The organism is Caulobacter mirabilis (assembly GCF_002749615.1).
Classification (GTDB): Bacteria; Pseudomonadota; Alphaproteobacteria; order Caulobacterales; family Caulobacteraceae; genus Caulobacter; species Caulobacter mirabilis.
Map to the genome: position 1 here is coordinate 2778024 of NZ_CP024201.1, position 26379 is coordinate 2804402.

General features: G+C 68.6%; 23 protein-coding genes. 4 read left to right on the top strand and 19 right to left on the bottom strand.

The window, feature by feature from the left end; genetic code table 11:
• Positions 1-37: 37 nt before the first annotated feature.
• The 5 genes from CSW64_RS13395 to CSW64_RS13415 all read right to left on the bottom strand — a co-directional run bounded on the left by CSW64_RS13395 (position 38) and on the right by CSW64_RS13415 (position 5988).
• Positions 38-3133 (bottom strand): TonB-dependent receptor, encoded by a 3096-nt coding sequence (locus CSW64_RS13395; protein WP_099622588.1) that lies wholly within the window; start codon positions 3131-3133, stop codon positions 38-40.
• 83 nt (positions 3134-3216) lie between these two features.
• Positions 3217-4146, bottom strand: coding sequence for a FecR family protein (locus CSW64_RS13400; protein WP_099622589.1), 930 nt, complete (start codon positions 4144-4146; stop codon positions 3217-3219).
• A gap of 7 nt (positions 4147-4153) precedes the next feature.
• Positions 4154-4639 (bottom strand): RNA polymerase sigma factor, encoded by a 486-nt coding sequence (locus CSW64_RS13405; protein WP_099622590.1) that lies wholly within the window; start codon positions 4637-4639, stop codon positions 4154-4156.
• 118 nt (positions 4640-4757) lie between these two features.
• The gene (locus CSW64_RS13410) at positions 4758-4952 is read right to left on the bottom strand and encodes a heavy-metal-associated domain-containing protein (RefSeq protein WP_099622591.1); all 195 of its coding nucleotides are present in this window, start codon (positions 4950-4952) and stop codon (positions 4758-4760) included.
• Between the two features lie 103 nt (positions 4953-5055).
• Positions 5056-5988, bottom strand: a complete 933-nt coding sequence (locus tag CSW64_RS13415; RefSeq protein WP_150131409.1) for an AraC family transcriptional regulator — start codon at positions 5986-5988, stop codon at positions 5056-5058.
• Between the two features lie 92 nt (positions 5989-6080).
• Here CSW64_RS13415 and CSW64_RS13420 point away from each other — a divergent pair, with 92 nt between their 5' ends.
• Complete coding sequence (locus CSW64_RS13420; protein ID WP_099622593.1) at positions 6081-6542, top strand: nuclear transport factor 2 family protein; 462 nt, start codon at positions 6081-6083, stop codon at positions 6540-6542.
• 16 nt (positions 6543-6558) lie between these two features.
• Here the strand turns inward: CSW64_RS13420 and CSW64_RS13425 are convergent, their stop codons facing one another.
• Positions 6559-7614, bottom strand: a complete 1056-nt coding sequence (locus tag CSW64_RS13425) for an alpha/beta hydrolase (protein WP_245863695.1) — start codon at positions 7612-7614, stop codon at positions 6559-6561.
• A 54-nt stretch (positions 7615-7668) separates the two neighbouring features.
• Complete coding sequence (locus CSW64_RS13430; RefSeq protein ID WP_172448551.1) at positions 7669-9006, bottom strand: MFS transporter; 1338 nt, start codon at positions 9004-9006, stop codon at positions 7669-7671.
• 129 nt (positions 9007-9135) lie between these two features.
• On the opposite strand from CSW64_RS13430, the gene CSW64_RS13435 reads away from it, so the two are divergent.
• Complete coding sequence (locus CSW64_RS13435) at positions 9136-10074, top strand: LysR family transcriptional regulator (RefSeq protein WP_172448552.1); 939 nt, start codon at positions 9136-9138, stop codon at positions 10072-10074.
• Positions 10075-10109: 35 nt separating this feature from the next.
• Here CSW64_RS13435 and CSW64_RS13440 read toward each other — a convergent pair whose 3' ends face one another.
• The gene (locus tag CSW64_RS13440; RefSeq protein WP_099622596.1) at positions 10110-11171 is read right to left on the bottom strand and encodes an isocitrate/isopropylmalate dehydrogenase family protein; all 1062 of its coding nucleotides are present in this window, start codon (positions 11169-11171) and stop codon (positions 10110-10112) included.
• A 44-nt stretch (positions 11172-11215) separates the two neighbouring features.
• Positions 11216-14191: a TonB-dependent receptor domain-containing protein gene (locus tag CSW64_RS13445; protein WP_172448553.1), complete on the bottom strand. Its 2976-nt coding sequence runs from the start codon at positions 14189-14191 to the stop codon at positions 11216-11218.
• Here CSW64_RS13445 and CSW64_RS22035 point away from each other — a divergent pair.
• Complete coding sequence (locus CSW64_RS22035; protein WP_172448554.1) at positions 14175-14420, top strand: hypothetical protein; 246 nt, start codon at positions 14175-14177, stop codon at positions 14418-14420. The genes CSW64_RS13445 and CSW64_RS22035 overlap by 17 nt on opposite strands.
• A gap of 173 nt (positions 14421-14593) precedes the next feature.
• Here CSW64_RS22035 and CSW64_RS22405 read toward each other — a convergent pair whose 3' ends face one another.
• From CSW64_RS22405 to CSW64_RS13460, 4 genes are all read right to left on the bottom strand, one after another.
• Positions 14594-14980 (bottom strand): transporter permease, encoded by a 387-nt coding sequence (locus tag CSW64_RS22405; protein WP_281258593.1) that lies wholly within the window; start codon positions 14978-14980, stop codon positions 14594-14596.
• The gene (locus CSW64_RS13450; protein ID WP_281258594.1) at positions 14953-15906 is read right to left on the bottom strand and encodes a citrate:proton symporter; all 954 of its coding nucleotides are present in this window, start codon (positions 15904-15906) and stop codon (positions 14953-14955) included. The genes CSW64_RS22405 and CSW64_RS13450 overlap by 28 nt, the downstream gene beginning before the upstream one ends.
• 182 nt (positions 15907-16088) lie before the next feature.
• Entirely contained in the window at positions 16089-17510 is a 1422-nt protein-coding gene (locus CSW64_RS13455) for a sensor histidine kinase (RefSeq protein ID WP_150131410.1), read from the bottom strand.
• Positions 17507-18175, bottom strand: a complete 669-nt coding sequence (locus tag CSW64_RS13460; RefSeq protein ID WP_099622599.1) for a response regulator transcription factor — start codon at positions 18173-18175, stop codon at positions 17507-17509. Before CSW64_RS13460 ends, CSW64_RS13455 begins: the two co-directional genes overlap by 4 nt.
• A gap of 101 nt (positions 18176-18276) precedes the next feature.
• Between CSW64_RS13460 and CSW64_RS13465 the strand changes: the two genes are divergently transcribed.
• Entirely contained in the window at positions 18277-19350 is a 1074-nt protein-coding gene (locus tag CSW64_RS13465) for an ABC transporter substrate-binding protein (RefSeq protein WP_245863904.1), read from the top strand.
• Positions 19351-19569: 219 nt separating this feature from the next.
• Here CSW64_RS13465 and CSW64_RS13470 read toward each other — a convergent pair whose 3' ends face one another.
• The 6 genes from CSW64_RS13470 to CSW64_RS13495 form a co-directional block, all read right to left on the bottom strand.
• The gene (locus tag CSW64_RS13470; protein WP_150131411.1) at positions 19570-20181 is read right to left on the bottom strand and encodes a hypothetical protein; all 612 of its coding nucleotides are present in this window, start codon (positions 20179-20181) and stop codon (positions 19570-19572) included.
• Between the two features lie 261 nt (positions 20182-20442).
• Positions 20443-20964 carry an Lrp/AsnC family transcriptional regulator gene (locus CSW64_RS13475; RefSeq protein WP_150131412.1) on the bottom strand — a complete coding sequence of 174 codons (522 nt, stop codon included), beginning with the start codon at positions 20962-20964 and terminating at the stop codon, positions 20443-20445.
• A 73-nt stretch (positions 20965-21037) separates the two neighbouring features.
• Positions 21038-22126 (bottom strand): M14 family metallopeptidase, encoded by a 1089-nt coding sequence (locus tag CSW64_RS13480; RefSeq protein ID WP_172448556.1) that lies wholly within the window; start codon positions 22124-22126, stop codon positions 21038-21040.
• 4 nt (positions 22127-22130) lie between these two features.
• A complete protein-coding gene (locus CSW64_RS13485) occupies positions 22131-23291 on the bottom strand; it encodes an MFS transporter (protein ID WP_099622604.1) in 1161 nt (386 codons plus the stop codon).
• Entirely contained in the window at positions 23281-24744 is a 1464-nt protein-coding gene (locus CSW64_RS13490; protein WP_099622605.1) for an aldehyde dehydrogenase family protein, read from the bottom strand. Before CSW64_RS13490 ends, CSW64_RS13485 begins: the two co-directional genes overlap by 11 nt.
• Positions 24741-26339: a GMC family oxidoreductase gene (locus CSW64_RS13495; protein WP_099622606.1), complete on the bottom strand. Its 1599-nt coding sequence runs from the start codon at positions 26337-26339 to the stop codon at positions 24741-24743. Before CSW64_RS13495 ends, CSW64_RS13490 begins: the two co-directional genes overlap by 4 nt.
• Positions 26340-26379: the final 40 nt, after the last annotated feature.

Below are 26379 nucleotides of genomic sequence, written 5' to 3' on the forward strand. Positions count from 1 at the left end.
GGTCCGCCGGCGGCCTGTGCGCCGCCGGCGGGTCTCGTCAGAAGGCCAGCTGAAGGCCCAGGGTATAGGCCCGGCCCGCCACGCCGTAGACGGCGCTGTAGTTGTAGGCGCTGCCGCTGTCGGTGCCGCTGGGCAGGAACGGCCCGTTGTTGTCGAACACGTTCTTGATCGTTCCGAACAGGCGCAGGTCCTTGTTCGAGGTCATCGGATAGAACTTCACCGCCAGGTCATTCCGCCAGTAGGCGTCGACGTTCAGGTACAGCGGATTGGCGATCCCGGCGGCCTTGGCGGCTTCGACCCGCGTGTTGCTGTCGACCGCCTCGCCGATGTAGTTCGCGGTCCACTGCAGGTTCCAGTTCTTGTGCCGCCAGGCCAGGCTCGCCCGCCCCTCGTGCTCGGAGGTCCCGACCTCGCCGAGCCACTTGCTGGTCTCGACGCCCTGGATGCCGTCGTACTCCTGCTCCAACTCCAGGCGATGGCTGTAGTTGACCTTGAAGGTGAAGTCGCCCGGGAAGCGGAAGCGCTCCAGATCGAACCGGTAGCGCAGCGCGACGTCGACGCCGCTGGCCCGCAGTTCGTTCAGGTTGTCCTGCAGGTTGAAGATCTTGACCAGCTGGCCTTCAGCATCCCGGATGATCACCGAACAGAAGGGATTGCTCGCGGTCGGCACATTGGCTTGGTAGCACTCCAGCAGCTGCTGCCGGTTGGAGAGCGACGAGATCGAGTCCTTCACCTTGATGTTGTAGTAGTCGAGGCTGAAGTCGAGGCCCGGCGCGAAGCGCGGGCGAACCACGAAGCCGACGGTCAGGGTGTCGGCCGTCTCTTCCTTCAGGTTCGGGTTGCCGCCGTTGGGCGCGTTGATGTTGTCGTCGTCCTGGGTGAACACGCCGTTGAGCGCGATCGCCGCGGCGATGCCGGTGTTGGCCCGGCAGTTCTGGGCGATGACGCCTGTCGTCGTGGCGGTGACGCCGTTGCAGATATCGACCACGTCATCGAAATCGTCGCGCGGCGGCGAGTAGAGCTCGGTGGTGTCCGGCGCCCGCTGGGCCCGGCTCCAGGCCGCGCGAACGGTCACGTCCTCGATCGGCGCCCACTGTAGGCCGGCCCGGTAGCTGAGCGTGGTGCCCACGTTCTTCAGATTGTAGTCCGCGACGCGCACCGCGCCCTCGACCTCGAGCCGGTGGGCGAAAGGCATGTCGCGCACCAGCGGAACGGCCACTTCGACGAAGGCTTCCTTCGCCTCGATCAGTCCGCGGTAGCGCGGGATGTAGGCGAAGTTGCTTACGCCCGCCTCGGTCACCTCGTCGGTCAGGGTGCGGGTCTTCTCGCGCCGCATCTCGAAGCCGACGGCGACATCGACGGGACCAGCCGGCAACTCGAACAGTTCGCCGGTGATGTAGCCCTCCACGGTGTCGAGGCGGTTCTGCGGGCGGTACCAGGCGTTGGCGCGGATGTAGTTGGCCATCTCCGGCGTGATCGAGCCGACGCCGAAGGGATTCAGCGCCACGCAGCCGTTGGCGCGAGCCGTCGCGTCCCGGCAGCGGATTTCCGTGCCGACCCGCTCCGCATCGAGCGAGAACTTCAGGTTCTGAAGATTGATCCCGTTGTTCCGCGACTGGTAGCCGTCGTACTCGCCATAGCCGTACGTCAGGTGCCAGTCCCAACCGCCGAAGACGGTTCCTTCAACGCCGACCCAGCCGCGCAGAGTGGTGCGGCGGTTGTAGATCTCCATCTCGCCGACTTCCATCATCCGGCGGCGCCAGCTGATGCTCGAGGTCGAGGAGGCGAAGATCGCGGTCGGCACATAGGGGTTGTTGCGCGCGATGTTGCCGACGGTGAACTCGTCATTGACGCCGAAGGTCGTGGTGCTGGTCGGACCGTAGGGCTCGCGGACCGAGTTGGTCTCGACCCGCGACGCCAGGAACTGCCCCCAGATGCGCAGGTTGTCGGTGACGTCATAGGTCACCTTGAGCGCGCCGGTGGCGTAGTCCGCCGGAGCGATCAGCGTGCCGTTCAGACGGGTGTCGTAGCCGTTGACGGCCGTCACGAAGTTCGTGCGCAGGCCCGTGTCGTCGTAGAAGAAGGCGTTGGTGCGGTAGCGTCCGCCCGGCGTCGTGCTGCTGAGGTCGGGAACGGTGACGCTGTTGGTGGCCGGGTTGAACAGCACCGAGCGCTGCGCCCATTTGCGATCCCGGGCCCGCAGGATGTTCTGGGTTTCCACCGTGGCCGAAGCCATCACGTAAAGGCGGTCGTCGAAGAAGCGGCGACCGGCGCCGACGGAGTACTCCGTGGTGCTGCCGCCGCCATGCTCGGTGATCCCGGCCACGGCGCGGGCGCGGACTCCCTCCAGCTTGCTTTCGGTGATGATGTTGACGACGCCCGACACGGCGTCGGAACCGTAGACCGCCGAGGCGCCCCCGGTGATGATCTCGACGCGGTCGACGAAGAACTCCGGAATCGAGCTCAGGCTGACGGCGTTCTTGTTGCCGGCGTTCGACACCGTCCGACGGCCGTCGATCAGGGTCAGGGTGCGGTTCTGGCCGAGCGAACGCAGGCTGACGGTGCTCAGGCCGTTGTCCTGGACCGCCGACTGGCTGGTCGACAGGTTCACGCCGATGTCGACGCCCGGCAGGTCGGTCAGCGCCTCGCCCAGGTCGGTGTAGCCGCTCTCCAGCAGGTCGGACCGGTCCAGGTCGACCATCGGCGTCGGCGCGTCAAAGGTCGTGCGGCGCAGGCGCGAGCCCGTCACCACCAGTTCAGCCACTTCCGAGCCTTGATCTACGGACGCGCCTTCGGACGGCTGGGCCTGAGCGCTCCGAGGGCGGACGATGATGGCGCCCGAGCCGTCCTCGACCACTTCGAGGTTCGCCTGCGCGGCCAGACGGCGCGCGGCTTCCAGCGGGGTGTAGTTGCCCTTCACCGCCACGGCGCGGCGGTCGGCCACCGACTGCGGCGAGAACAAGATGTTGACCCCGGTCTCCTTGCCCAGTTCACGCAACGCCTCGGCCAGCGGCTGCGCCGGCACGTCGATCGCGACCGCCTGCGCCCAGCTGACGCTCGCGAACAGCAGCGCGCCGCAGGCCGCCGATCCGGCCAGCGCCAGGCGCAGCGCGCCCCGATATCCTTTGTTCATGACCCCAAGTCCCCCAAGTTCCCGGTTTTCCGGGCTTCTGGAGGTCAGACGACGGAGGGTCCCGTTTTCCTCAGCAACTTTTTTCAGCCGCCCGCGGATTCCATGATGAGCGCGCCGCCGGCGTCCCGAACCCGCAAGTTCAGCAGGACCGCGGCCGAGCGCGCGAAGGCTTCATTGTCGCCGGTCTTGTAGACCCCGCTGATGCGCAGGGTCTCCATGCCCGGGTCGGACAGTTCGATCCGGCGACGGCTGTAGCGGTTCATTTCGCCGAGCGCCTCGGCCAGAGTCTGATTGTCGAACACCGCCTGCCCGAACCGCCAGGAGGTCGCGGTCTGGACGTCGGCCGCTTCGCGACGGGCGTCCACGCCCGGCATGGCGACCAGTCGCTGGCCCGGCTGCGCCTTCAGCCGGTTCGACGGCTGGCCGGCCTCCATCAGAGTGACCTCGCCCTTCACCGGCACCAGGAACACCGCCTTGTCGCGCAGCTTGACGTCGAAGGCGTCGCCCCCGTCGCTCACGACCTGCTGATCGCCGGCCGACACCACGAACGGCCGTGTCGGATCGGCGGCGGCGCGGAAGAAGGCGCGCCCCTTCACCAGCTGCACCCGACGCTGGTCGCCCCGCAGCGACACGCGCACCCGGCTGTCGGCGTCGAGCAGGATCGAGGAGCCGTCGTCCAGATTGACCGTGCGGGTCTCGCCGATGCCGGTCGCATAGGAGGCCGGCGCCAGGGCGAACCAGCCGACGCCGACAGCCGCGACCCCACCGAGCCCGGCCAGAACCGCCCGCCGGTCCATGACCGCGCGAGCGCGCCGCACCGGCCGTTCCTCCCTCAGGGCGCCGGCCAGTTCGAACGTCGCCGTGACGGCGTCGAAGGCGGCGCGGTGATCCTCGGAGCGTGCGATCCAGGCCTGGAAGGCGGCCTCGTCGCGGGCGTCGCGGTCCTCGCGGCGCAGCCGCGCCAGCCAGCTGGCGGCCTCGGCCCGAATGTCTTCAAGACGCGGCGATGTCACGACGCACTCACCACTTCTCGGTCCATCCCGTCAGGAACAGGGCCGCCTTCGCCACATGCTTCTCCACCGCACTCACGGTGATGCCGAGATGGTCGGCGATCTCCCGATACTTCAGTCCATCAAGCCGGTGAAGCAGAAACACCTCCCGCGTCCGCGGGCTGAGGCGCTGCAAACCGGCCTTCAACCTCGCTAGACGCTCGCGCGCCGCCAAAACCTCATCCTGGAGTGGAAGATCATCCGAAACATGTTCGTGATCCGGCGCCTGGCCGACGCCCCTGCGAAGGTTTCGGCGACGCTCGTCGATCGCCAGGTTCACCGCCGTGCGGGCGAGAAAGGCGTCGTTGTCGGCGACCTCGCGATCGTTGCTGCGATACTCCAGCACCCGGACGAAGGCGGACTGCAACACGTCCTCGGCGTTCGAGGGATCACGCGTGATCCTCGAGATACGGCGCAGCAGCGCCGGCCACCGTCTCCGCCCCTCTTCGGTCTTCAAGCGTCCGTCCCCCGGTATGGGGCGATACCGCAAGCGACGGGCCGCTTTGTCAAGCCGACCGACAGCGGCGCGGAGCCGCAGCTGTCGCCAGACCCCGCGCCCTGGAATCGCCCTCGACCTAGGCCGGAACGGGCGTGAACCCCGCCCTGACGATCGCCGCCGCGACGGCCTCCGCGTCGGCGCTGGTCCGGACTTCGATTCGGCGGGCGACGGTGTCGGCCTCCACCTGGGCGCCCGGATCCAGGTCCTGAATGGCGCGTGTCACGCCCCGGGCGCAGCCGCCGCAGGTCATGTCCTGGATGTCGAACTTCATGGGGATTCTCCTTGAGGACGAGGATGAGCCCAAGCCGTACGCCTTCCCCTTGCTGGAAGGTCAAGCGCCCTTCCCTCACGGCCTCGCGGTCGGCGCCAGCGGACTAGGCGCCTAGCCGGAACGCGCTCGGCCAGCGACCGTGGAAGCGGTTGAAGGCCCGGGCGAAGGCGGCGTCGGAACGATAGCCGAGCTGATGAGCGATCTCGCCCAGGGTGGCGTCGGTGGCCGTCAGGGCCTGCGCGGCCCTCTCCATCCGAAGTCGCGTGAGATGAACCATCGGCGGTTCGCCGACCAGAGCCGTGAACGTTCGGGCGAAGGTCGAGGTCGACATCGCGACCGCCTCCGCCAACCTCGCGACGCTCCAGGTCTCTCCAGGACGGTCCTGAAGCAGGACCAGCGCCTTGCCGATGGTCGGACTGCGCGCGCGAACCCGTTGCCGATCTTCCGCTTCCGTCGCCAGCGCGCGCTGCACCGTGATCGCGAACAGAGTCTCCAGCAACCGCTGCACAATGGCGCGAGACCCGGCATCCGCCTTGCGCGCGCAGTCCTCGATCAGGTCGAACGTGGCGTCCTGCCAAGCGATGCCGAGGTCGCGCGTAGGGCACATGAAGAGAAGCGGGGGAAGCGCCGTCAGCAAGGGCCCCGCGCGCCGCCGGTCGAGGCTGATCCCGCCCAGGACGAGCACGGCCTCATCGTGATCCCCCAGAAGATGGAGTCGGAAGGCGCGGCCGGTCGGAAACGCGGCGAAGCTGCCGCGCCGGATCGGCAACCTGGAGGGCGCGTCGTCGAGCTCGATCTGGGCTTCGCCCGCGCGATTGAACAGGAAGACGACATCATCCCCGGCGGGCTGGACGTGCCGCTGGTCGGCGCGCAGGACAACCTCCCGCAGCGAGATTTCCCCGACGCGCATCGCGGTCAGCAGAAGCACGAGTTGGTCGCTCAAGCGGGTCGACAACGGAGACAGGCGCCTGGGACAGAGGTCAGGGTTTGCCGATCTAGCATCCGCCTCCGGGTCTCCCAAGCCATGATCGATCACGCCGAAGTCTTGCCTGATCCCGCCGAACTGACTTTCGACGGTTGTCCCCGAACCGGAGCTCGGCTCTTCTGGCGGCCCGCGTTGGAGGACATATGAGTTCCGCGAAGATTGCCCTGCTGACGGCCTGCGTGATCGCGATCGTGGCGGCCGGCCCCGCCGCTGGCCAGAACGACACGGCGGCGACCCAGGCCGTGGAGGCCGTCGCCTACGACTACGTCGACGGTCAGCTTGAAGGAAACGTCGACCGGGTGCAGCGCGCGCTGCACCCCGACCTGGCCAAGCGGACGCCGCGCAAGGCCACGCCGTACGAGACGCTGGCCCTTGGCCGGATGACCGCCGACGAACTGATCAGCCTGACCCGCAAGGGCGCGCTCAAGACGCCGCGGGAACAGTGGCAGAGGTCCGTCACGGTCCTCGGGGTCGACCAGGACATCGCCACCGTCCGGGTCGAGACCCCCTGGTTCATCGACCACCTTCAGCTCGCGCGCCTCAATGACCGCTGGGTGATCGTGAACGCCCTTTGGCGTGGGAAGCCGCGGCCCGCGCAACCCTGACGCGGCGCGCCGCGGCTCATGGCGCGGAAGGCGCGGAGCCGGTTTCGACATTCAACGCCCCTCGCAGCGCCGCCTTCCAATCGGCGATGAACCGCGCGGAGATCCGCGCCTGCGGAACCATGGCGTCAAAGCCGTGGTAGGCGCCGGGGACAACCGACATCTCGACCGGCACGCCGGCCGCCATCAACCGCGCCGCGAAACTCATGGACTCCTGGGCGAACAGGTCCAGCGCGCCGACGCCGATCCAGGTGGGCGGCAGGCCGCCGAGATCGGCCGCGCGCGCGGGAACGGCTTCCACGGGGGCGCTGTCCATCACGGGCTCGCGCCCGAGCGCCGACGTCCAGCCGAAGGCGTTGGACCGCCAGTTCCAGATGAAGCGGCCGACATGGGCCGGCGGCGCCCGCAGCGCGGTGCGGTCGTCGAGCATCGGATAGCGCAGCAACTGGAAGCGGATCGGCAACTCGCCGCGATCACGGGCCCTCAGCGAGACCGCCGCCGCCAATCCGGCGCCGGCGCTTTCCCCCATCACGGCGATACGCCGCGGATCGACGCCGAGATCCGCGGCCGATCCATGCAGCCAGGCGAGCGCGGCGTAGGCGTCGTTCAGACCGGCCGGGAACGGATGCTCGGGCGCAAGGCGATAGTCGACCGACACCACCAGGACGCCCAGTTCGGCCGACAGCTGCTGCAGCTCGACGATCGCGACCTCGGGCTTGCCGACGACCAGTCCGCCGCCGTGGATATGAAGGATCGCCGGCTTGCCGGACCGGCCCGGCGCCGGATCGAGAACCACCACCCTCAGCTTCGGATTGCCTTCGCCGCCCTTGATGTATCGGTCCTTCGGCTGGACCGCCGGCCCGGACATCGCCGGCGGAAACAAGGCGCTCCGGACGGCCTGGAGGTTGTCCATGCCGAGATCGAGCGGCGGGATCTGCTCGAGGATGGGGCGGAGCTCGGGATCGACCAGGCGGATCGGATCGGCGGCGGCCGAGGGGATCGGCGGCGATGCGGCGGCCTCGGCCGGAACGCTGGTCGTGAGCATCGCGGCGGACAAGGAGGCGGACAGGGACATGACGAGTTTCCTACGATTAAGGCGCATGTGGGCTTCCTGGGTTTGTAAGGTCGGCTACCGGCTGGCTTTGCCGGGAAGCAGGACAAGGCCGGCGACCGCCGCCGCGAACAGGATCGCGGCCGCCGCGACGAAGGCGCCGGCGTGCGCGCCGAGAGGGTCGCCCCCGGCGGTCGCCGAGACGGCCAGGATCACGGCCAGGACGGATGCGCCGCCCATCTGCAAAGCGGTGTTGACCAGGCCCGAGATCATGCCTGCCTCGCCGGCCTTGGCCGATGAGGTGGCCGCTTCCGTCAGGCAGACGAAAGCCAATGACGAGCCGAAGCCGCCAATGGCGAGGGCGACGGCGGACGCGACGGCGAACGGCTCGGGCGCGGCTGGCAGCTGCGACAGCGCCAGCGCGGAGAGCGCCATCAGGACAAAGCCGAGCGAGGTTGTGAAGCGCGGCGCGAGACGGCCCATGACAACGGGGGCGAGGCGTGCGCCGAGGATCGAGGCAAGCGCCATGGGCAGGAACAGCAGCCCGGTCTCCAGGGCCCCCAGGCCGCGCGTCTGCTGGAAGTAGAGCGAGCCAAAGAACAGCATGATCAGCGGGCCGGCGGAGTGGACGAAGATCAGCGCGTTGCCGACCGCGATGGGACGAACGGCGAGCACTCTGAGGTCGAGCAACGGAGCCTTGCTGCGCAGCTCGATGACAACGAAGGCGACAAGCAGGCCGGCGGCGACCGCCAGCAGCGCCACGGTGAGCGGCGTCGGCGCGGCCAGCTCAGCGATCCCCAGCGTAAGCGCGCCGAATCCGAGGGTGGCCGTAACCGCTCCGGCCCAGTCCATGCCTCGGCCGGAGGCGGCGTCGGCTTCGCTCCGCCCCGGCGCGCGGATCGTCGCCCAGGCCATGACAAGGCCGAGCGGAACGTTGATCAGCAGTACGGACGACCAGCCGAGATAGTGGGTGAGGACGCCGCCCAGCAGCGTGCCCGAGGCGACGCCCGCCGTCGCTGAGGATGCGAACAGGCCGAGCGCCCGGAGCCGCGACGGGCCGGCGGGAAAGTACAGGGTCAGCAGCGCCAGCGCGTTGGCGGCCAGCATGGCCGCTCCCACGCCCTGCAAGGCTCTGGCGACAATCAGCATGGCCATCGACGGGCTGAAAGCGCCGATGAGCGATGAGAGCGCGAAAACGACGGCGCCGGCGGCGAAGACACGGCGGTGGCCGAGACGGTCCCCCGCCCTGCCCGCCAGCAGCAGCAGCCCGCCGAAAGCCAGCGCATAGGCGTTGAAGACCCATTGCAGGTCGCGTTCGCTGGCCCCGAAGGCCTGCGCCAGCGCCGGGCCGGCGACCATCAGGACCACGGCGTCGATGACCACCAGGAACTGGGCGCCGCAGATGATCGCGAGCATCCGTCGTGCGGACGGCGTCGGCGCGCCCGCTTCGAATGGAGCGTGTGAAGAAGAGGTCTGGTTCATGAGGGAACGATGAATTATCCCCTCAAGGCAGAGAATTCATCGAGTTTGGAATCACTATCCATAATGATAGATAATCGAAGCAAGATCGGCCCGACCGTCGACCGCCTCCCTCCCGTCGAGGCCGTCGTCATCTTCACGCGCGTCGCGGAGACCGGCAGCTTCACCGCCGCAGCGCGGGCCATGGGCGTTCCGCTCGCCACCGTCAGCAAGCGGGTGGCTGAGCTGGAGGACCACCTGGGCGTTCGGCTGATCGCGCGGACGACGCGACGCTCTTCGCTGACCGAGCCCGGCCAGCGCTTCCTGATCCACGGCCGGTTGATCGTCGACGCCCTGCAGCGGGCGACCGACGAGGCGGCCCATGCGGCGGCCGAGCCTTCCGGGCGGCTCAGGCTGACCCTGTCGTCGGTTCTGGTCGAAGCGGGCCTTGGCGCGATCGTGGCGCGGATTGCGGCCGCCAACCCCAAGCTGCGTTGCGAGATCGACGTCTCCGATCGCTACGTCGACCTGGTCGCCGAGGGCTATGACCTCGCCGTCCGCGTCGGACAACTCAAGGACTCCTCGCTGATCCGTCGCAGGATCGGCAGCACGGAAGCCTCCATGTTCGCCGCCCCGTCCCTGATCGCCAGGCTCGGCATGCCGTCAGGCCCGGGCGATCTCACCGGCTACCCGCTGATCGGAGAACAGATCGCGCCGGGCGAAAACCAGATCTGGACACTGCAGCGGCAAGCCCAGAAGCCGATGAAGCTGACGTTCAAGCCGCGCCTGTCAGCCAACAGCGTCCGCGCCATCGCCGACGCCATTGAAGCCGGCCTTGGTGTCGGCCGCCTGCCGACCTTCGTGGGCCGCAGGATGGTCGCCGAGGGCACCGCCGTCCAGGTTCTGCCGGACTGGGCCGGCCCTACCCTGGACATCTCGCTGGTCCACGCCGCCAATCGCGGCGTGCTTCCGGGCGTACGCCTTCTGATCGACGCCTTCACGCGCGAGGCGGGAGCCCTGTTCTAGGCCGGGCGCGCCGCCCCGCGAACCGCCGAAGGAGCCTAGCCTCGGAGGCGGTCGACAACCGCCGACGCGAACAAGGCCGTGCCGCCGCGACCGCCGACGTCCGGCGTCCGGACCTCGGGATCGGCCAAGGCCGCGTCGACCGCCCGTTCCATCCGCGTCGCGGCCTCGGAGAGGCGCTCGTCGCCATCGCGGCGGCCTCGCCAGTCCAGCAGCATGGCGCTCGACAGGATCAGGGACGCCGGGTTGGCCTTGCCGGTCCGCGCGATATCTGGCGCCGAACCATGCTGCGCCTGGGCCACGCAGATGTCCTCGCCCAGGTTGATCGAGCCGCCCAGCCCCAGCCCCCCCGAAAGCTCCGACGCCGCGTCGGAGAGGATGTCGCCGAACATGTTGGTGGTGACCATGACGTCGAAACGCATGGGATCACGCACCAGCAGCGCCGCGGCGGCGTCCACGATGATCTCGTTCAGCGCCACTTCGGGATACTCGGCGGCGACGGCGCGCACCTCCCGCAGAAACAGGCCGTCGCTCATCTTGAGCACGTTGGCCTTGTGGACCGCAGTGACCGTGCGGCGGCGGCCAAGCGCCAGTCGGAAGGCCGCGTGCGCGACGCGACGGCAGGCCGCTGCGGTGATCTTGCGAACAGACAGAGCGGTGTTCGGATCCGTCATGAACTCCGGCACGCCGGCGTACATGTTGCGGTCGGCATAGAACCCCTCGGTCGCCTCGCGCACGATGATCAGATCCATGGGCCGGCCGACGCTCGGCAAGCCCTCGCGCGTACGGCACGGTCGGATGTTGGCGCCGAGGCCGAACCGCGACCGCAACGCGCCGGACGGGTTTATCCCGCCTTGTTCCACCGGCGGGTACTCGTAGTGGGATACGGGCCCCAGGATGACGCCGTCCACCGCCGCCGCCCGCGCCAGCACCGCGTCGGGAAGGGTCGTGCCCTGGCGGGCCAGACTGGACAGGCCGATATCGGCGAGCTCGACCTCGAGGCCCAGCGACATCGACTGGTCGACGGCGTCCAGGACTTCGAGCGTCGCGGCCGTGATCTCGGGACCGATGCCGTCGCCAGGCAGAACCAGAATCCTCATCCACGCTCTCCCTGACGACGGTCGGTCCGGTAGAAGCGCGCGCTTCAGAAGCGCGCCTTGACGCCCACGAAGAAGGTGCGGCCGATGATGTCGTAGGTCGCGGAGTCGGTCGTCAGAGGCTGGCCGCTGACGAAGGGGGGCTCCTCGTTGGTCAGGTTGGTGAAGCCCGCGGTCAGGTCATAGCGCCCGGAGATGCGGAGGGCCGCATTGAGGTCGAAGTAGTTGTACGCCGGGACGCCGGGAGTCGACGACGCCGGGTTGGCCACCTTGTCCTGGTGGATCATCTCGCCGATGTAGCGCCAGGTCGCCGTCACCGTGAACGGGCCGTTGGCGTAGCCGACCGACGTGTTGGCCTTCCAGGTCGGATGCGCGATCTGCGGGCTGACCGACGAGTTGCCGATACTGCCGGCGTAGTCGAGCACCGGCGAGCCGGGCAGCGAGGCCACTTCGAACCCGAGCAGGTGCGTCACCACCGTGTTGATCCGGACCGAACCCCAGTTTTCCGGCAGCCCAAGAGCCTCCAGGGCAAAACCCCACTCGACCTGGGCGTCGATGCCGTCGGTTTCATAGGTGGCGATGTTCAGCGCCCCTTCGCGGGCGAACGAGATCGCCCCGGAGTTGGTGTCGCGCACGAACTGCTGACAGAAGACGTTGTCCTTGGAGTAGGTCGGGTTGCTGACGCCGTCGCTGTTGAAGCAGCGCGGGATGATGGTGGTCAGCGACAGGTTGCCGATCGCGTCGGTGATGCTGATCTTGTAGTAGTCGATGGACATGTTCAGCGTACTGAACAGCGGATGGCTGAAGCTCGGCTTGTAGACCGCGCCGATCGTGAAGCTGTCTGCGTTTTCCGGGGTCAGATTGGGGTTGCCGCCGGACGACCCGAATACGGTGTCGTTGGTGTAGACGAAGGTCGGGTAGATGGCCGACGGAACCCCCTGCGCCAGGCAGAGAGCCTGGACCTGCGATGCGGCCGCGCCGGTGCGATAGACGCTCCGGCTGTCGCAAGGATCGCCGGCGGTCGGCGGCGCGCCGATCGCGTTGCTGCCCGTGATCGTCGGCGCGAAAAGCTCGCCCAGACTGGGCGCGCGGATGGAGCGCTGGAAGCCGCCTCGGATCAGGAGGTTCCCGATCGGCTCGTAGGTGACGTCCGCCTTGTAGGCGCTGACCCCGCCGAAGCCGTCGTACTCGGCATAGCGGTAGCCAAGATCCAGCGTCAGGCTTTCACCCAGCACCCAATCCTTGAACACGGGAATAGAAAGCTCGCCGAAGACCTCCTTGACGGTCTGTTTCCCGCCCGTCGGAACCGAGGAATCGAACGACGGCGTATCGCCCCGCGCCAGCGCCGCGTCGGGTTCGTACTCAAAGCTGTTGCTGCGATAGCCGACGCCGAGCGCGAAGCTCAGAGCTCCGGCCGGCAGGGTGAACAGCGGCCCGTTGACCGAGGCCTCGAACACCGTCTGCTCCGTCGTATTGGAGTTGTGGTTGTTGCGCACGGCGTACTGGCGGCACCCGGCGCTGATGGGGCTGGAGCCGAACGGATTGTAGGCGAAGCCGATGCACGAGCCGGCGGCCCCCGTATAGTTCGCCGTGCCGTCCATAATCGTCTGGAAGGCCGCCTTGCTGACGTCGTTGAACTGGATGTTCTGATAGTCGGTCCGGCCATAGGACCCATAGACGTCGAAGTTGAGCTCGGTGCCGGGAAGCTGTCCTCGCAGACCCGCGACCGCCTGATAGACGTTGTACTCGAACGTCTGCTCGCGGGGGCCGGCGAAGGCCAGCAGCTTGGTCAGCGCCAATGGCGTGGTGGTCTGGATGGGGCGCGAGGCCAGCAACTGCTGCAGAGCCGCATTGCCTGTCACGAAGGGGCTGTTCAGAGGCACCCGGAAGTACTTCCCAGGTCCGGATGAGCCCGGGGACGTGCTGTCGCGCGCGCTGGATCGCATGAAGTTGAACAGGGCGTAGGCGGTGATGTCTTCGGTCACTCGATAGTCGAACGAGGCCATCGCATTGTGCTTCTCCAGCGGCACCTGGACGGAGAAGTAGTTGCCGAGCGCGACCGAGATCTGGCGACAGTTGTTGGTGATCCCCAGCCCGAGCAGGCCCTGGTCCAGGCCGCGGTAGTTCTGCACGCAGTTGGAGCCCGCCAGGGTGGTGAACATCGTGCCGTCGGTGTTGATGCCGATGGCGCCGTTGTACTGTCCCGTTCCGCTGATCGGCGTCGTGTTCGGATAACCCGCCAGAATGGCGTTTACGGCCGCGATCGTGGGCTGCGATCCGAACTGGCCGACCTCGATGATCCCCTCGGGCGGCCGGGCGAGCAGGCGGATGTTCTGGAAGAAGGGTCGGGTTGACCCCTTTACGGCGGCGCGGTCGGCATACTCGTAGGCCAGGATCGCGCTGCCGCGGTCGTCAGCGAAGTCTGAGCCCATCACCAGAGAGAACTGGTTCGTCGCCGCATCGCCTTCCGTGGTTCCGCCACGCCGGTACGAAAGCTCGACGCCGTCGAACTTGCGGCGGAGCTTGAAGTTCACGACGCCGGCGATGGCGTCCGAGCCGTAGGCCGCGGAGGCGCCGCCCGTAATCACCTCGACATTGCCGATCATCGACGTCGGTATGGTGTTCAGGTCGATCGAGCCGTTGGGGTTTGAGGCCACCAGCCGTCGCCCGTCCAGCAGCACCAGCGAACGGTTCGACCCCAGGCCGCGCAGGTCCGAATAGGACTGACCGCCCGAGAACCCGGTGCGGGCCTGGACATCGCCGACCTGGGCGAGGCCCTGGGCGGCGGCGAACTGGGGCATCTGGCCGATCGCCCGGTCCAGGGTGGGCTGGCCGGCCGCGGACAGCGTTCCCTCTCCAACCGTGACGATCGGACTGGACGACTGATAGTCCCGCCGGGCGATGCGCGACCCCGTGATGATGACCTCGTCGACCGTGACCTCAGCCTTGCTCGGGTCCTCGGTCGGGGCGGCCGCGCCCGACGTCTGCTCCTGCGCCGACGCCGGCGTGACGACCGTCAGCAAACAGGTCGCCAAGGCCGTTGAAATCGCCAGCTGCGAGCAGGCGTTCCTCCAGGCCCGTCCAGTCGCCGTCACCCTCTCGGCGCACGAGTCATCGCTGTCACGATTGATCATGGCGGCCCTCCCAAGCCACATTCTGTTCGCGCCGATCTTGATCGCCGGCATAACGACGTTAGGCGGCTTTGCTGTCACCAAGCTGTCATGGGACGAGGTTTCGCGCGGCTCGTTCTGAGAGATGGATCGTCGGCGCCAGGCCGCGCCTCATTTCATCAGACGACGGACGATATGAAGCGCCATGGCGAAAGGCGCGTCGGCCAGGCCGGCCGCCAAGGGGGCCTCGGAGGATCTACGCCGACCGGGGGAACGAGAGCCCGCGCCGCGCCCCGCCGCTGTCGAACGGCAGGCTCAAGGGGTCGCGTAGAACGGGAAGACGCCCAGCGCCAGACAGGCGACGAAGAACACGGCGAACGAGCCGCACGCCCACTTGAGCGTGAAGCGCTGATGCTCTCCCATTTCGATGCCGACGAAGCCGACCAGCAGATAGGTCGAGGCGACGAGCGGGCTCAGGAGATGGATCTGCTGCCCGACAAGGGCGGCGCGGGCCATCTCCGCGGACGAAACGCCATACTGGGCGCCGGCCTCGGCCAGGATCGGCAACATGCCGAAATAGAAGGCGTCGTTGGAGATGAAGAAGGTGAACGGCGCGCTGATCAGGGCGGTGATCGGCGCCATGTAGGGGCCCATGGCCGGGGGGATGTTCGAGGTTACGGTCGAGGCCATGGCGTCGACCATCTGCGTTCCCGACAGGATGCCGGTGAAGATGCCGGCCGCGAAGATGAGCCCCCCACCGCCAGCGCGTTGCCGGCATGCGCCTCCATCCGTTCACGCTGGGCGGCCAGCGACGGATAGTTGACCGTCATCGCCATCGCGAACGCCAGCATGAACAGCACCGCCAGCGGGAACAGGTCTAGCACCAGGGCGACCATGAGGGCGGCGGTGAGGCCCAGGTTGAACCAGTACAGCTTGGGCCGTCGCGCCTCGACATGGCCCTCCTCGTCCCCGGCCAGGATCTCCTCGGCGCTGGCGTCCTCGTCGACCGCTTCCGGCGGCAGCGCCGCCAGACGCCTGCGTTCATGCAGACCGAACCGATAGGCCACGAACAGCACCCAGACCGCCGTCGCCGCCATGGGCAGGATCAGGGGCACGAAAACGTCGCTGGCGTCGAGCTTCAGCACGCTCATCACACGGGCCGTCGGCCCTCCCCAGGGCAGAAGGTTCATCACCCCGCTGCTCATGATGATGACGCAGGCCATCATCCGCACGTCCATCTTCATGTGCCGATAGAGCGGCAGCAGCGCCGCGGTGGTGATCATGTAGGTGGTGGCGCCGTCGCCATCCAACGACACGGTCAAGGCCAGGATCGCGGTGCCTACCAGGATGCGCAGGGGATCGCCCCGGACCAGGCGGACGATCAGCTTGATCAGCGGATCAAACAGACCGACGTCGATCATCAGGCCGAAGTAGAGGATGGCGAAGACCAGCATGACGCCGGTCGGAGCCAACTCCTTGACCCCGTTGATCATCATGTCGCCCAGTCCGGCCGAGAAACCGGCCAGGATCGCGAACGCCGTCGGCACCATGATCAAGGCGATCAGCGCCGAAAGGCGCTTCGTCATGATCAGGACCATGAACGTCACCACCATCGCGAATGCGATCACGGACAACGCGCCAGAATCGAGATGGCCGGCGGGCATCAGAACCTCGCCGGCGCGCGCGGCGCCGCCGGAGTCTCCCGGCGTGGTTTCAGCACCTTGGGCATCGGTCCTCCCTGGCGTGGCGTGGCGCCCGCCAGGCCATCGTTGTCCCCTTCTTGATGCGCGAACCTGTCATGAGCCTGTCGTCAGAACGAAGATTGCGTTCCCGCAACGCTGAAACTCACGACCGCCCGCAGCCCCCTGCCCGCCGCCGGCGTCTCCAGCCTGACGTCCGCCCCGATCACGCGCGCCAAGGCGGCGACGATGGACAGGCCCAGGCCGCTGCCGCGCGAAGGGTCCCGGTGCAGCCGCTCGAAGCGGCCGAACACCTTCTCGCGCTCCTCCGGAGGGATGCCGGGACCGTCGTCCTCCACGGCCACGAGGACCTGCCGGTCGGCCACCTCCAGTCCGATCCGGACATGTCCGCCCGCCCGATTGTGCTTGATCGCGTTGTCGATGAGGTTGCCGATCATTTCGATGGCCAGCACCCGGTTGGTCACCACCGCCGGGGCATGGGCCAGGCGATCGAAATTGAACTCAATGCCCGCCTCGACGGCCGTCAATGCATGCTCGGCGGCCGAAGCCGCCGCGATCTCATTCGGATCGACCGCCGCCAGTTCGACCCGCGACTGATCGGCGCCGTCGGCCCGCGCCAGGGCCAGCAGCTGGACGATCAGGTGCTGCAGGCGCTCGCTGGCCTGGCTGATGTCCTCGATCGACTCCTTCGCCGCCGCGCCGCCCGGCTCGGCCTTCCGCAGAAGCGCGATGTGGGTGCGCAGGATCGACAGCGGCGTGCGCATCTGGTGCGAGGCGTCGGCGGTGAACCGCTGAATGCCCGTGATCGCCGAGTCCAGCCGCGCCAGCATGGCGTTGAAGCCCCCCACCAGCTCGCGCAGCTCCGTCGGCACCGGATCCAGCGCGATGGGCGAGAGATCAGAGGCCGCCCGGCGATCCATCTCGGCCTGCACCCTGTGGAGCGGTCGCAGCCCCCACCGGATGGCGAGCGGCAGCAGAGCCAGCGACACCCCGATCAGGACCAGCTCCAGGATCACCAGTCCCGTCAGCAGCCGGTTGGAAATCCTCTGGCGCGCCCGCAGGGTCTCGGCGACCTGGACGATGACGACGCCATCGATCTGCGGCAGGCGGCGCGCCTCCGCCACCACTCGCACAGGCCGCCCCAGATAGACCGCGTCGCCAAACACCACTTGGGTGTCGCCCATGGTCTTCGGCGCGATGCTGGGCAGGTCCTCATAGCCGGTCAGGACGCGCCCCTGATGGCTGACGTTGTAGTAGACGTTGTCCCGCGCGGCGTCCTCGAGCATGCCGAAGATCGCGGGCGACAGGTCGAGGCCGACGGCGCCGTCCTCGACGGTCAGGGAATCGATGATCGCCCGGGAGGCGGCGCCGAGAATGCGGTCATTGACCGTCTGAACCGCCTGATTGATCACCCAGGCGCCGCCAAGACCCAGGATCAGCGCCAGCACCATCACCGGGATCACCATCCCGCGCTGCATCCGGGCGGCGAGAGACGGCGCCTGGCGTCGCCGAGCCGGGTCGGCGGCGGTCACCGGGCGTCCATGACGTAGCCGAGCCCCCGAATGGTGCGAATGCGCGGCCCGTCCGGCTCCAGCTTGCGACGCAGCCGCGCGACATAGACCTCGATCGCGTTGGGCGCGACGGCGTCGTCGTAGCCGAAGACCTCGGACGACAGCCGCTCCTTGTCGACCACCTTGCCGACCCGGGCGGCCAGTCGTTCCAGCACAGCCCATTCGCGGCGGCGGAGATCGAGCGGCCTGCCGTCGATCTCCGCCGTCATACGCGTCGAATCCATGACCAGCTTGCCGATGGTCGTGATCGCGTCCGCCTCGCCGCGCGCGCGGCGCAGCAGGGCGCGGATCCGGGCTTCGAGCTCGCTCGGCTCGAACGGTTTGAGCATGTAGTCGTCGGCGCCGGAATCCAGGCCGATGAGACGGTCCTCGAGCGTGTCTCGAGCCGTGAGGATGAGCACCAGGGTCTTGTTGCCGGCCGCTCGCAACTTCCGCAACACCTCCAGGCCGGACATCTCCGGCAGGCCCAGATCGAGGGTGATGAGCGCGTAGGGTTCGTCCGTAGCCATGGCCCGGGCGCTCTCTCCGTCCATCGCGACATCGATCGTGTAGCCGGCGGCGGCGAGCGTCGCCGACAGGCCCCGCGCCAAGGAGGCATCGTCTTCGACCAGCAGAATTCTCGGCATGGCCCTTCCCGTCCCCGCGTTGACTCGCCGCGCCAATGAGGCGACCCCTACCAAGGACTGTCAATTTCCAGCTGTCCAGAATGCGGGGGGCCGCAGCCTTGGTGACGCGACCCGACAAGCGTTTGGCGCTTCTGGCCTGGCTTCTGGGGGCCCTCGTTCTGGTCGTTCTGGGCGGGCTGTTCCTGTTCCAGGCGACCCGCGAGGACCTCGAAACCGCCGCCGCTCGCGAGGGCGTGGTCGAGGTCTGGTCCACGACGGACAGCAATCGGGTTCAGGAGCTTCTCGCCGATTTCCGCCGTCGGCACCCGAAGGTCCGCGTCATCTACACCGACATTCGGGGCAGTGATCTTCAGTCACAGTTCCTGGCCTCCGCCCGGAGCAACCGCGGCACCGCTGACGTGCTCTGGAGCTCGGCGATGGATCTCCAGATCAAACTGGTCAACGACGGCTATGCCGCGACCTACGCTTCCCGTCATTCAGCGCATTTTCCGGACTGGGCCAAGTGGAAGAACCAGGCCTGGGGCGTGACCGCCGAACCCATCGTGACCGTGTACAACACCAAGCTGGTTCCCGCCGACCAGATCCCCGACAGCCACGTCGCGCTGCGCCGCTTCCTGGAGGCCGGCGAGCCGGACGGACGGCGCGTCGTCGCCACCTACGACCCGGTGCGGTCCGCCGTCGGCTACCTCTACCTCTCCCAGGACGCGCAAGCCTCCAGCGAGGTCTGGCGGCTGGTCAAGGCCATGCGAAAGGACAGGTTGAAGCTCTACACCTCGGCCGAAGACATCTTGCATGAGGTGTCCGCCGGACGCGCCGCGTTCGGGTACAATGTCGCCGGCTCGTACGCGCTGGACGAGATGTCGGCCCAGCCTGATCTGGGCGTCATCCTGCCGCAGGACTACACGCTGGTGATGTCGCGCATCGCCATCATCCCGCACCAGGCGCGCCACCCCGCCGCCGCGCGGCTGTTCCTGGACTTTCTGCTCTCGCGCGAAGGCCAGCGGCACCTCGCCGGGCGACACATCACGCCGGCGCGGAGCGACGTGGAGGCCCCTCGACTCTTGGCCCATTCCGTCCCCCGGCGCGCCATCCGGGTCGGGCCCGCCCTGCTGGTCACGGAAGACCGCCTCACCCGAGCCCACTTCATCTCGCTCTGGGAAAAAAGCCGACGCTGATCACGGCGTGAACCCGGCGAAGTCCGGCGAACCGGCGGCGATCAAGAGCGCCGCGGGTTGAGATGCAGGGTTGGACCGTCCCAGGACGGCTGTAGGGCGCCTCCGACAGCATGGTCACGGCCGCGCGCCGGTCAGGAGAGGCGACCTCCCGAAGTTCCGCGATGGAGCAAACGGCGCACCCTGGGCGGGAGCGATTCCCGAGAGGGAACATCCGCCGCCTCATGAGGAAAAGGAACGTCGCCGGTTCATCAGCCGAATGATCTGGGCATGCGTCGCCTCGCCGATCCAACTAACGCCATGGGCGTCTGGCGCGATGTCGATGAGGCCGTTCTTCGCCATGCGCTCAACCGCGGCCAACGCATAGGTCGAGCGCAGTCCCTCCGCCGAGACGCCTTCGTCGAACAGCGACTGGGCGCCGCGATCCGACGACGCCAGGAGCTCCAAGCCCTTTAGATGCTCTTCCACAAGCCCTTCGGGCACGTGCGCGGTTATGGCGGCCCGCAGGACGTCGGCGCTGCTTTCACGGAGAAAGGCCACAACCTTGCTGCGAACGAGGTCGCTGGGATCATTCGCCAAACCGAGAACGGCGCCGACCTGTTCGGCGGACAAGGCGTTGGAATGGCTGATCACCCCGTCCATCAGCGCCGAACGGGCGGCCTCGTCTGGGTGATCGACCGATTGAAGCGCCTGGTCCAGCAGCCCCTCCGCCTTGCGGCCCAGCGCTCCGAACACGAACAGGCCCCGCCGCCTGACCACAGGATCGTCGGCCGTCAGCAGAGCCGCTAGCGGGCCGGGCCGCGAGCTGTCGAACCGTTGGATGGCCAGGCTCAACAGGTCCAGGCCTTCCGCTCCGCTCCAGGCGCGATCATCCAGGCCGAGAAGCGAGAATGGATCGACATCAGCGCCAGTCACACTAGTCCCTTCGTTTTCCAGCTCGTCCAGAAGACGCCGCCCGTTCCGCGTGAAGCCTCTTTCCGCTTTACCTTTTCCAGATCATCGAGGCGGCGCTCTTCCTCTTCGATTCTACCTTGGTGCTTGCGCCATTGACGAGCGTTCTCTCGATCGCGGTCGTCGCCGTTTGGCGACCCGCGCTCATGGCGCCTCTGCTCCCTCTCCCGCTGCGCGATGCTCTCCAGGAGCGGCCTCTCGACGTCCAGGCGGACGATCCCCCTCTCCGTCCAATCCCAGGATCGCCGCGGCGTAACAGGGGCGATCGAAGAGGGTCTGCAGGAAGACGAGCTTGCCGCCGGCCACCCCCGGTTGGGCGAGCAGATGGGAGAACCATCGATCAGCCGCGACGATATCTGGATGAAAGGCCTGGACCCGGTAGTCATAGCCGCCGGTGATCCGCACCGCTGAATGGGCGGCGGGGTCCCCGATCAGCTCCGACTCGAAGGCTTCCATGTCGCCGGGACCCAGCCAGCGCCCTTGAAGATAGGCTAGGCATTCGCAGGCGCCGCCGACGAAGTCCCGGCGCAGCGCCACGGCCTGTCGCGTGACCCCGTCGACCTGTAGACGCGAGAGCATTCGCCAGGCCGTCGTATTGCTGACGCCCAAGCGCCGCGCCACCTCCCGCCCGTGGACTCTGGAGCGCCCCTCGATCAGGGCCACCATCCTCAGATCCTCGTCCGTGATCGTGCGACGACGCGTCATCGGGGCGTGAGGCGGTCGCCGGGGAACGCCGCGATCACCATCGTCTCAGGCCGTCCAGCGTCGCGGCGTGCAGCGACCGCCCGGCCTCGACGACCAGCCGCCGCCAGGCCGGGTCGGGCGGGTCGTAGGCGTGGCGAAGCCTGTCCTTCAGCACCGAACGGGTCCGAAGATCGCCGGGCGCGCGCCCAAGCCGCATCCAACGGTCGATCATCACAGCCTCGAAGGCCTCGAAGTTGGAAACCGTGCCGATCTCCACGGGCGCGCCGACGATCTCGACATGGGGCGCGAGCCTGCGCAGTCCCGTGAGCAGGAGCCCCGACCAGTCCGGCGTCTCGCCGGACTCGAAGGCCTCGTCTTCGCCCTGCAGGTCCTGGTCCGCCCACCAGCCGGCCAGGCGCCGCCGGGCGGGGCTGCCTGGAGGGTCCAGGGACACGGCCAGCGCCTGACCGTAGGTTCCGAACCCGGTGTGCCACTCCAGGTAGCCCATGCGGCGGCAGGCCGTCAGCTCCTCTTCGACGATACGCTCGAACACCCAGCGAGACGACGACGGGCCCAGACCGCCGAAACCGATCCCATCAGGGTGACTGTGCTGGCCGCCGGTGAAGGCCGTCAGCGCCGCCGCGGCGCCCAGTTCATCCGTCAAAGCCCGATACAGAGCCTTTGTCCTGTCCAGGAGCCCGTCATCCCAGGCGTCCGGACAGACGATCTCGTGGATGCGCGCATAGTCGGGGTTGGGCCTTGAGGGGCCATCGAAGTCGCCGAAGTTGCGGGACAGATCGATGTTGTCGGCGTCGACCCGGAAGCCATGCGACACGCCCCAGGGATTGAGCGCGTGCACCACCACGACGTTGCAGTCCGCGCCCAAGGTCTCCGGGGCGAGGGCCGCGAGGAAGGCCCGCTGGGCGGCCGAGCCGGCCTGTCCCTCTGCGCCATGGACGCCGGAGACTGTGAGCAGGGTCTTGGGACTGTCGGGCCGGCCGATCACCGTCCAGTCGATCGTCAGATCTTCGCCCTCCGCGCCCAGGCCCGGGACCGCGGCGGACTTCAGCCGCCCGCCCGCGGCGGCGGCGGCCTCCCGGAAGGCCCGGCGCGCGTCCTGATAGGTTTCCGCAAACCCATCCATCAGTTCAGGCCGCCGCCGGGCGCGGCGCGCGGCGTTCGGCGGCGAGCAGCGGAAGCGTGAGCAGGAAGCTGGCCAGGTAGAACCCGACCGCCAGGTAGCCGATGCTGTGCGGCCCTTGATCGGCGACCGCCGCGCCGACCGCGGGGCCGACCGCCGATCCCAGCGCCAGCAGGGCCGCGCCGACGCTGCTCCATCGGCCGCTGACATCGAGCCGGGCCAGGGCGCCGAGGATGAACGGCAGTCCGAAGAACCAGGCCGTCTTGATGATCACCGCGCCGGCGACGTAGGCGGCGACGTTCGGAACGGCCAGCAGCAGCGCGGAGGCGACCAAGCCCGCGAAGGCCAGGGCGTTCGGCGCCCGACTGCCGAACCGCGAACCGACCGCCATTGATGCGATGGCCCCGGCGATCGCGCCGAGCACCGAGACGCCCAGCAGCAGCCCGACCTCGCCGCGATTCAGGCCCACGGCCAGGCCCATCCGCTCCTGGAAGGACCACAGGGTCGTATGCGCGGCGTACAGGCAGAACAGCGCCAGCGCTCCACAGACCGCTGCGGCGGTCGCACCACCGGCCGTCGGAAAGAACCGCCCGCTGGTCTCGGCGCCCTCCCCGCCCGTTCGGGGGATGAGGCGCGCGCATAGGAGTCCGATGACGGACACCCCGGCCAGGACGGCCGTAACGCCGCCGAGGCCGAAGGTCTGGGCGATCCAGCCCGAAACCGACAGCAGCAGGGCCGCGTAGGACAGATTGACGAAGGTCGCGATCGCCCAGACCCGCTGAGGATCGGGCCGGCCGGCGTAGGCGGCGAAGACGCTGGCGGCGGTGAAGCCCATCGCCAAACCGAAGACGCCGCGCACGGCCAGCAGCGGCAGGAACCCGCCGGCCTGGGCGGTCAGCAGACTGCCCAGGATCATGAACGCCAGGCCGACGGCCGCCAGCGCCGCCCGATTCATCCGGTGCAGGAGCAGGGAGAACAGGAGCAGCCCCAAGGCATAGGCGCCGTTCTCCGCCGCCAGCGCCAGGCTGGCCTGCGACGCGGTCAGGCCAAGCTGATCAATGTACAGTCCCAGCAACACCGGACTGAGGGTCGCGCTGGTCATCGCGCCCGTGCCGATGACGATCAGGGCGGGCAGGACGACGCGGGAGGGTCCGGGTTCAGTCGACATAGGCGATCGCCTGCGGCGCGGTGAAGGCGGCCAACCCCAGCGGCCCGCCCTCGATGCCGAAGCCCGACTGCTTCCGCGGCTCGAACGGCGCGCCCAGGGCCAGTCCGGGTCGGGCGCCAGGCGCGGCGACGACGCTGACCGAACCGACGTCGAGGCCGGCCGCGACGGTCTCTGCGGCCTCGCGGTCGGCGCTCCAGATCGTCGCGCCGAGACCATAGGTCGAACCGTCGGCGAGACGGATCGCCTCATCGAGATCCGCGTATTCCTGGATGGTCAGCAGCGGCCCAAACACCTCCTGCTGCACCAGCGCTCCGTCCTGGGGAGGCTCGAGCACGAGCTCGGGGCGGACGTAGAAGCCGGCGGGGTTCAGGTCGCCGAAGGCGCAGGGCAAGGCGATCACCTCGCCGGCCTCCCGGGCGATTTCGCGGAAGGCCTGGACGGTTTCGTACTGTCGACGGCTCGCCACTGGTCCCAGGGTCGTCGCGGGATCCCGGGGATCGCCGATGGTCCAGCCGGCCGCCGCCTGGCGCAGACCTTCGACCGCCGCCGCCGCGCCGCCCCGGGGCAGCAGCAGGCGCGTCCGCGCCGCGCACCACTGTCCGGTGTTCCAGAAGGCCGCCGCGAAGACGCCGGACCAGATCTGATCCTCGCCGATCATGTCGGGCAGCACCAGCTGCGGGGACTTGCCGCCGCATTCCATGGTCAACGGCTTCAAGGCCTGTTCGACCGAGGCGCGGATGATCGCCTTTCCGGTTTCGGTCGAGCCGGTGAAGGCGACCATGTCGACGTCCGGATGGGCGACCAGCGCCGCCCCCGTGCTCCGCCCTGTCCCCGGGATGACGTTGAACACCCCCGCGGGCAGTCCGGCCTCCGTGGCCAGCCTGGCCAGCAGCACCGCCGACCGCGGCGACAGTTCGGACGGCTTGAGCACCAGCGTGTTGCCCGCCGCCAGAATGGGCGCCGACCGGAGGATCACGTTGGCGGTCGGAAAGTTCCAGGGCGTGATGGCGCCGACGACGCCCCGCGGTCGCCGGACGGCGCCGTCGGAGCGGTCCTCGAGCCCCGGGATCAGCCCGGCGTAGTAGCCGATCAGCAGCGGCGCCTGAGCGATCAGGGTCTTGGCGTCGGTGATCGGGCGGCCGACCTCCAGGGTTTCCAGCCTGGCGAGTTGCTCGCTCTCCTCGGCGATCCGCTGCGCCCAGGCCAGAAGGCGCGCCGCGCGATCCTCGCCCTTCATGCGGCCCCAGCCGCCCCGGAAGGCCGCTCGCGCCGAGGCCACGGCGGCCTCGACCGCCGGCGCCCCGCCGTCATCGAAGACGCCCAGGGTCTCGCCGGTCGACGGATCGACGCTGACCAGCGTCCGATCGGAGAAGGCGCGCGTCTCGCCGTGGATCCAGCCGCGGCTCAGGTCTTCGGGCAATGGCGCGTCCCAGGCCGACGCGGCGGCCGTCACGACGGGCCTCCAACCAGATCCGCGGCGCGATCGCCGATCATCATGGCCGCCGCCTGGGTGTTGCCGCTGATGTGCCGCGGCATGATCGAGACGTCGGCGACATAGAGCCCCTCGACGCCCCTGACCTTGAGATCGGGGGCGACGACCGCGCCGTCGTCCGACCCCATCCGGCAGGTGCCCACGGGATGATAGATCGGACCGGCCAGCCGACAGAGTTCGCGATCGACCTCCACGGCGCCGGCGGACAGGTCCGGCCAGCCGATCTTGTCGACCACGAAGGGGCGGAAGGCCGGCGCCCCGACGATGCGTTCGCAGAGCTCCACCCCGCGCCGCAGGGTCTTCAGATCCTCCGGATCCTCGAGCAGGCGCGGATAGATCAACGGCGCGGCCGTCGGATCGGCGCTCGCCAGGTCGATGCGGCCCCTGCTTCTGGGTTGGTTGACGCTGGGCACCACGCTGACCATCGGGAACGGCGCCAGCTTGCGCTCCGCGCCCTCGCCGATGTTGCCGAAGGGCGTCAGGTGGATCTGCACGTCGGGCGAGGCGAGGTCCGGCAGGGTCCGCGCGAACCCGACCGCCTGGGCCGTCGGCGCCGCCGCGGGGCCGCGGCCCTTCGTCAGCCATTGCAGCATCGCCCTCGCCAGGCCCAGCGGGCTGACCTGCTGGTTCACGGTCGGGACCGAGACGCGAACGCCCATCCAGATGCCGACGTGCTCCATCAGGTTCTCGCCGACCTCCGGAGAATCCGCCACAACCTCCAGGCCGAGCGCCTGGAGCCGGGCGGCCGGGCCGACGCCCGACAGCATCAGCAGTTGCGGCGACTGGATCGCCCCGCCGGACAGGACCACGCCCCGGCGCGCCCGCACGACCTTGACCTCGCCGTCCCGCTCGTACTCCACCCCGACAGCGCGGCGTCCTTCGAACAGGACCCGGCGGGCGAGCGCGCCCTGGAACAGCGCAGCCGTCCCCTTGGCGACAGCGGGCTTCAGAAAGGCGGTGAAGGCGTCGTGGCGACGTCCGTTCCGGGCCGTACTCTGAACATATCCGATCCCGTCCTGGGTCTCGCCGTTGATGTCCCGATTGAAAGCCAGCCCCGCCTCTCCCGCCGCCTCGATGAAGCGCGGCGTCAGTTCGTGGACATAGGGAAGATCGGAGACCGGCAGCGGGCCGCCCGCCCCTCGGGACTGGGACGGCGCTTGGGTGCTGGTCTCGATCCGCCGGAAGTAGGGCAGCACGTCTCTGTAGGCCCACCCCTTGGCGCCCAGGTCCTCCCAGGCGTCGAAGTCCCCGGCGGCGCCGCGGACGAAGATCATGCCGTTGATGCGAGTGCTGCCGCCGGGGCCCAGCCCCCTAGGCCAGGCTTCCGCCCGGTCGAGCCGCGAGGGATCCGGCTGAGAGACGAACTTCCAATCGTAGGCGGGATGGCCGTTGGTGTGGATCGTCGCGGCCGGAATGGCCTCGACCCGCCACCGTCCGGCGCGCCCCGCCTCCAGCACCGCGACCCGGGTCCCTGGCCGTTCGGCGAGGCGCCCCGCCAAGGCGCAACCGGCCGCGCCGGCGCCGACGACAACGAAATCGAACAGGTCGCCGGTCATGCCGCGCCGCGAACCCCGCCGGGCTTCGGTTCCATAGCTG

What these genes read in the sequence shown, in the direction of transcription:
- CSW64_RS13410 (WP_099622591.1), bottom strand. Translation starts at nt 4,952, where the DNA reads ATGAAGTTCGACATCCAGGACATGACCTGCGGCGGCTGCGCCCGGGGC.
- CSW64_RS13435 (WP_172448552.1), top strand. Translation starts at nt 9,136, where the DNA reads ATGATAGATAATCGAAGCAAGATCGGCCCGACCGTCGACCGCCTCCCT.
- CSW64_RS13485 (WP_099622604.1), bottom strand. Translation starts at nt 23,291, where the DNA reads ATGTCGACTGAACCCGGACCCTCCCGCGTCGTCCTGCCCGCCCTGATC.
- CSW64_RS13475 (WP_150131412.1), bottom strand. Translation starts at nt 20,964, where the DNA reads ATGGTGGCCCTGATCGAGGGGCGCTCCAGAGTCCACGGGCGGGAGGTG.
- CSW64_RS13395 (WP_099622588.1), bottom strand. Translation starts at nt 3,133, where the DNA reads ATGAACAAAGGATATCGGGGCGCGCTGCGCCTGGCGCTGGCCGGATCG.
- CSW64_RS13495 (WP_099622606.1), bottom strand. Translation starts at nt 26,339, where the DNA reads ATGACCGGCGACCTGTTCGATTTCGTTGTCGTCGGCGCCGGCGCGGCC.
- CSW64_RS13430 (WP_172448551.1), bottom strand. Translation starts at nt 9,006, where the DNA reads ATGCTCGCGATCATCTGCGGCGCCCAGTTCCTGGTGGTCATCGACGCC.
- CSW64_RS22405 (WP_281258593.1), bottom strand. Translation starts at nt 14,980, where the DNA reads ATGGTCGACGCCATGGCCTCGACCGTAACCTCGAACATCCCCCCGGCC.
- CSW64_RS13440 (WP_099622596.1), bottom strand. Translation starts at nt 11,171, where the DNA reads ATGAGGATTCTGGTTCTGCCTGGCGACGGCATCGGTCCCGAGATCACG.
- CSW64_RS13460 (WP_099622599.1), bottom strand. Translation starts at nt 18,175, where the DNA reads ATGCCGAGAATTCTGCTGGTCGAAGACGATGCCTCCTTGGCGCGGGGC.
- CSW64_RS13420 (WP_099622593.1), top strand. Translation starts at nt 6,081, where the DNA reads ATGAGTTCCGCGAAGATTGCCCTGCTGACGGCCTGCGTGATCGCGATC.
- CSW64_RS13480 (WP_172448556.1), bottom strand. Translation starts at nt 22,126, where the DNA reads ATGGATGGGTTTGCGGAAACCTATCAGGACGCGCGCCGGGCCTTCCGG.
- CSW64_RS13425 (WP_245863695.1), bottom strand. Translation starts at nt 7,614, where the DNA reads ATGTCCCTGTCCGCCTCCTTGTCCGCCGCGATGCTCACGACCAGCGTT.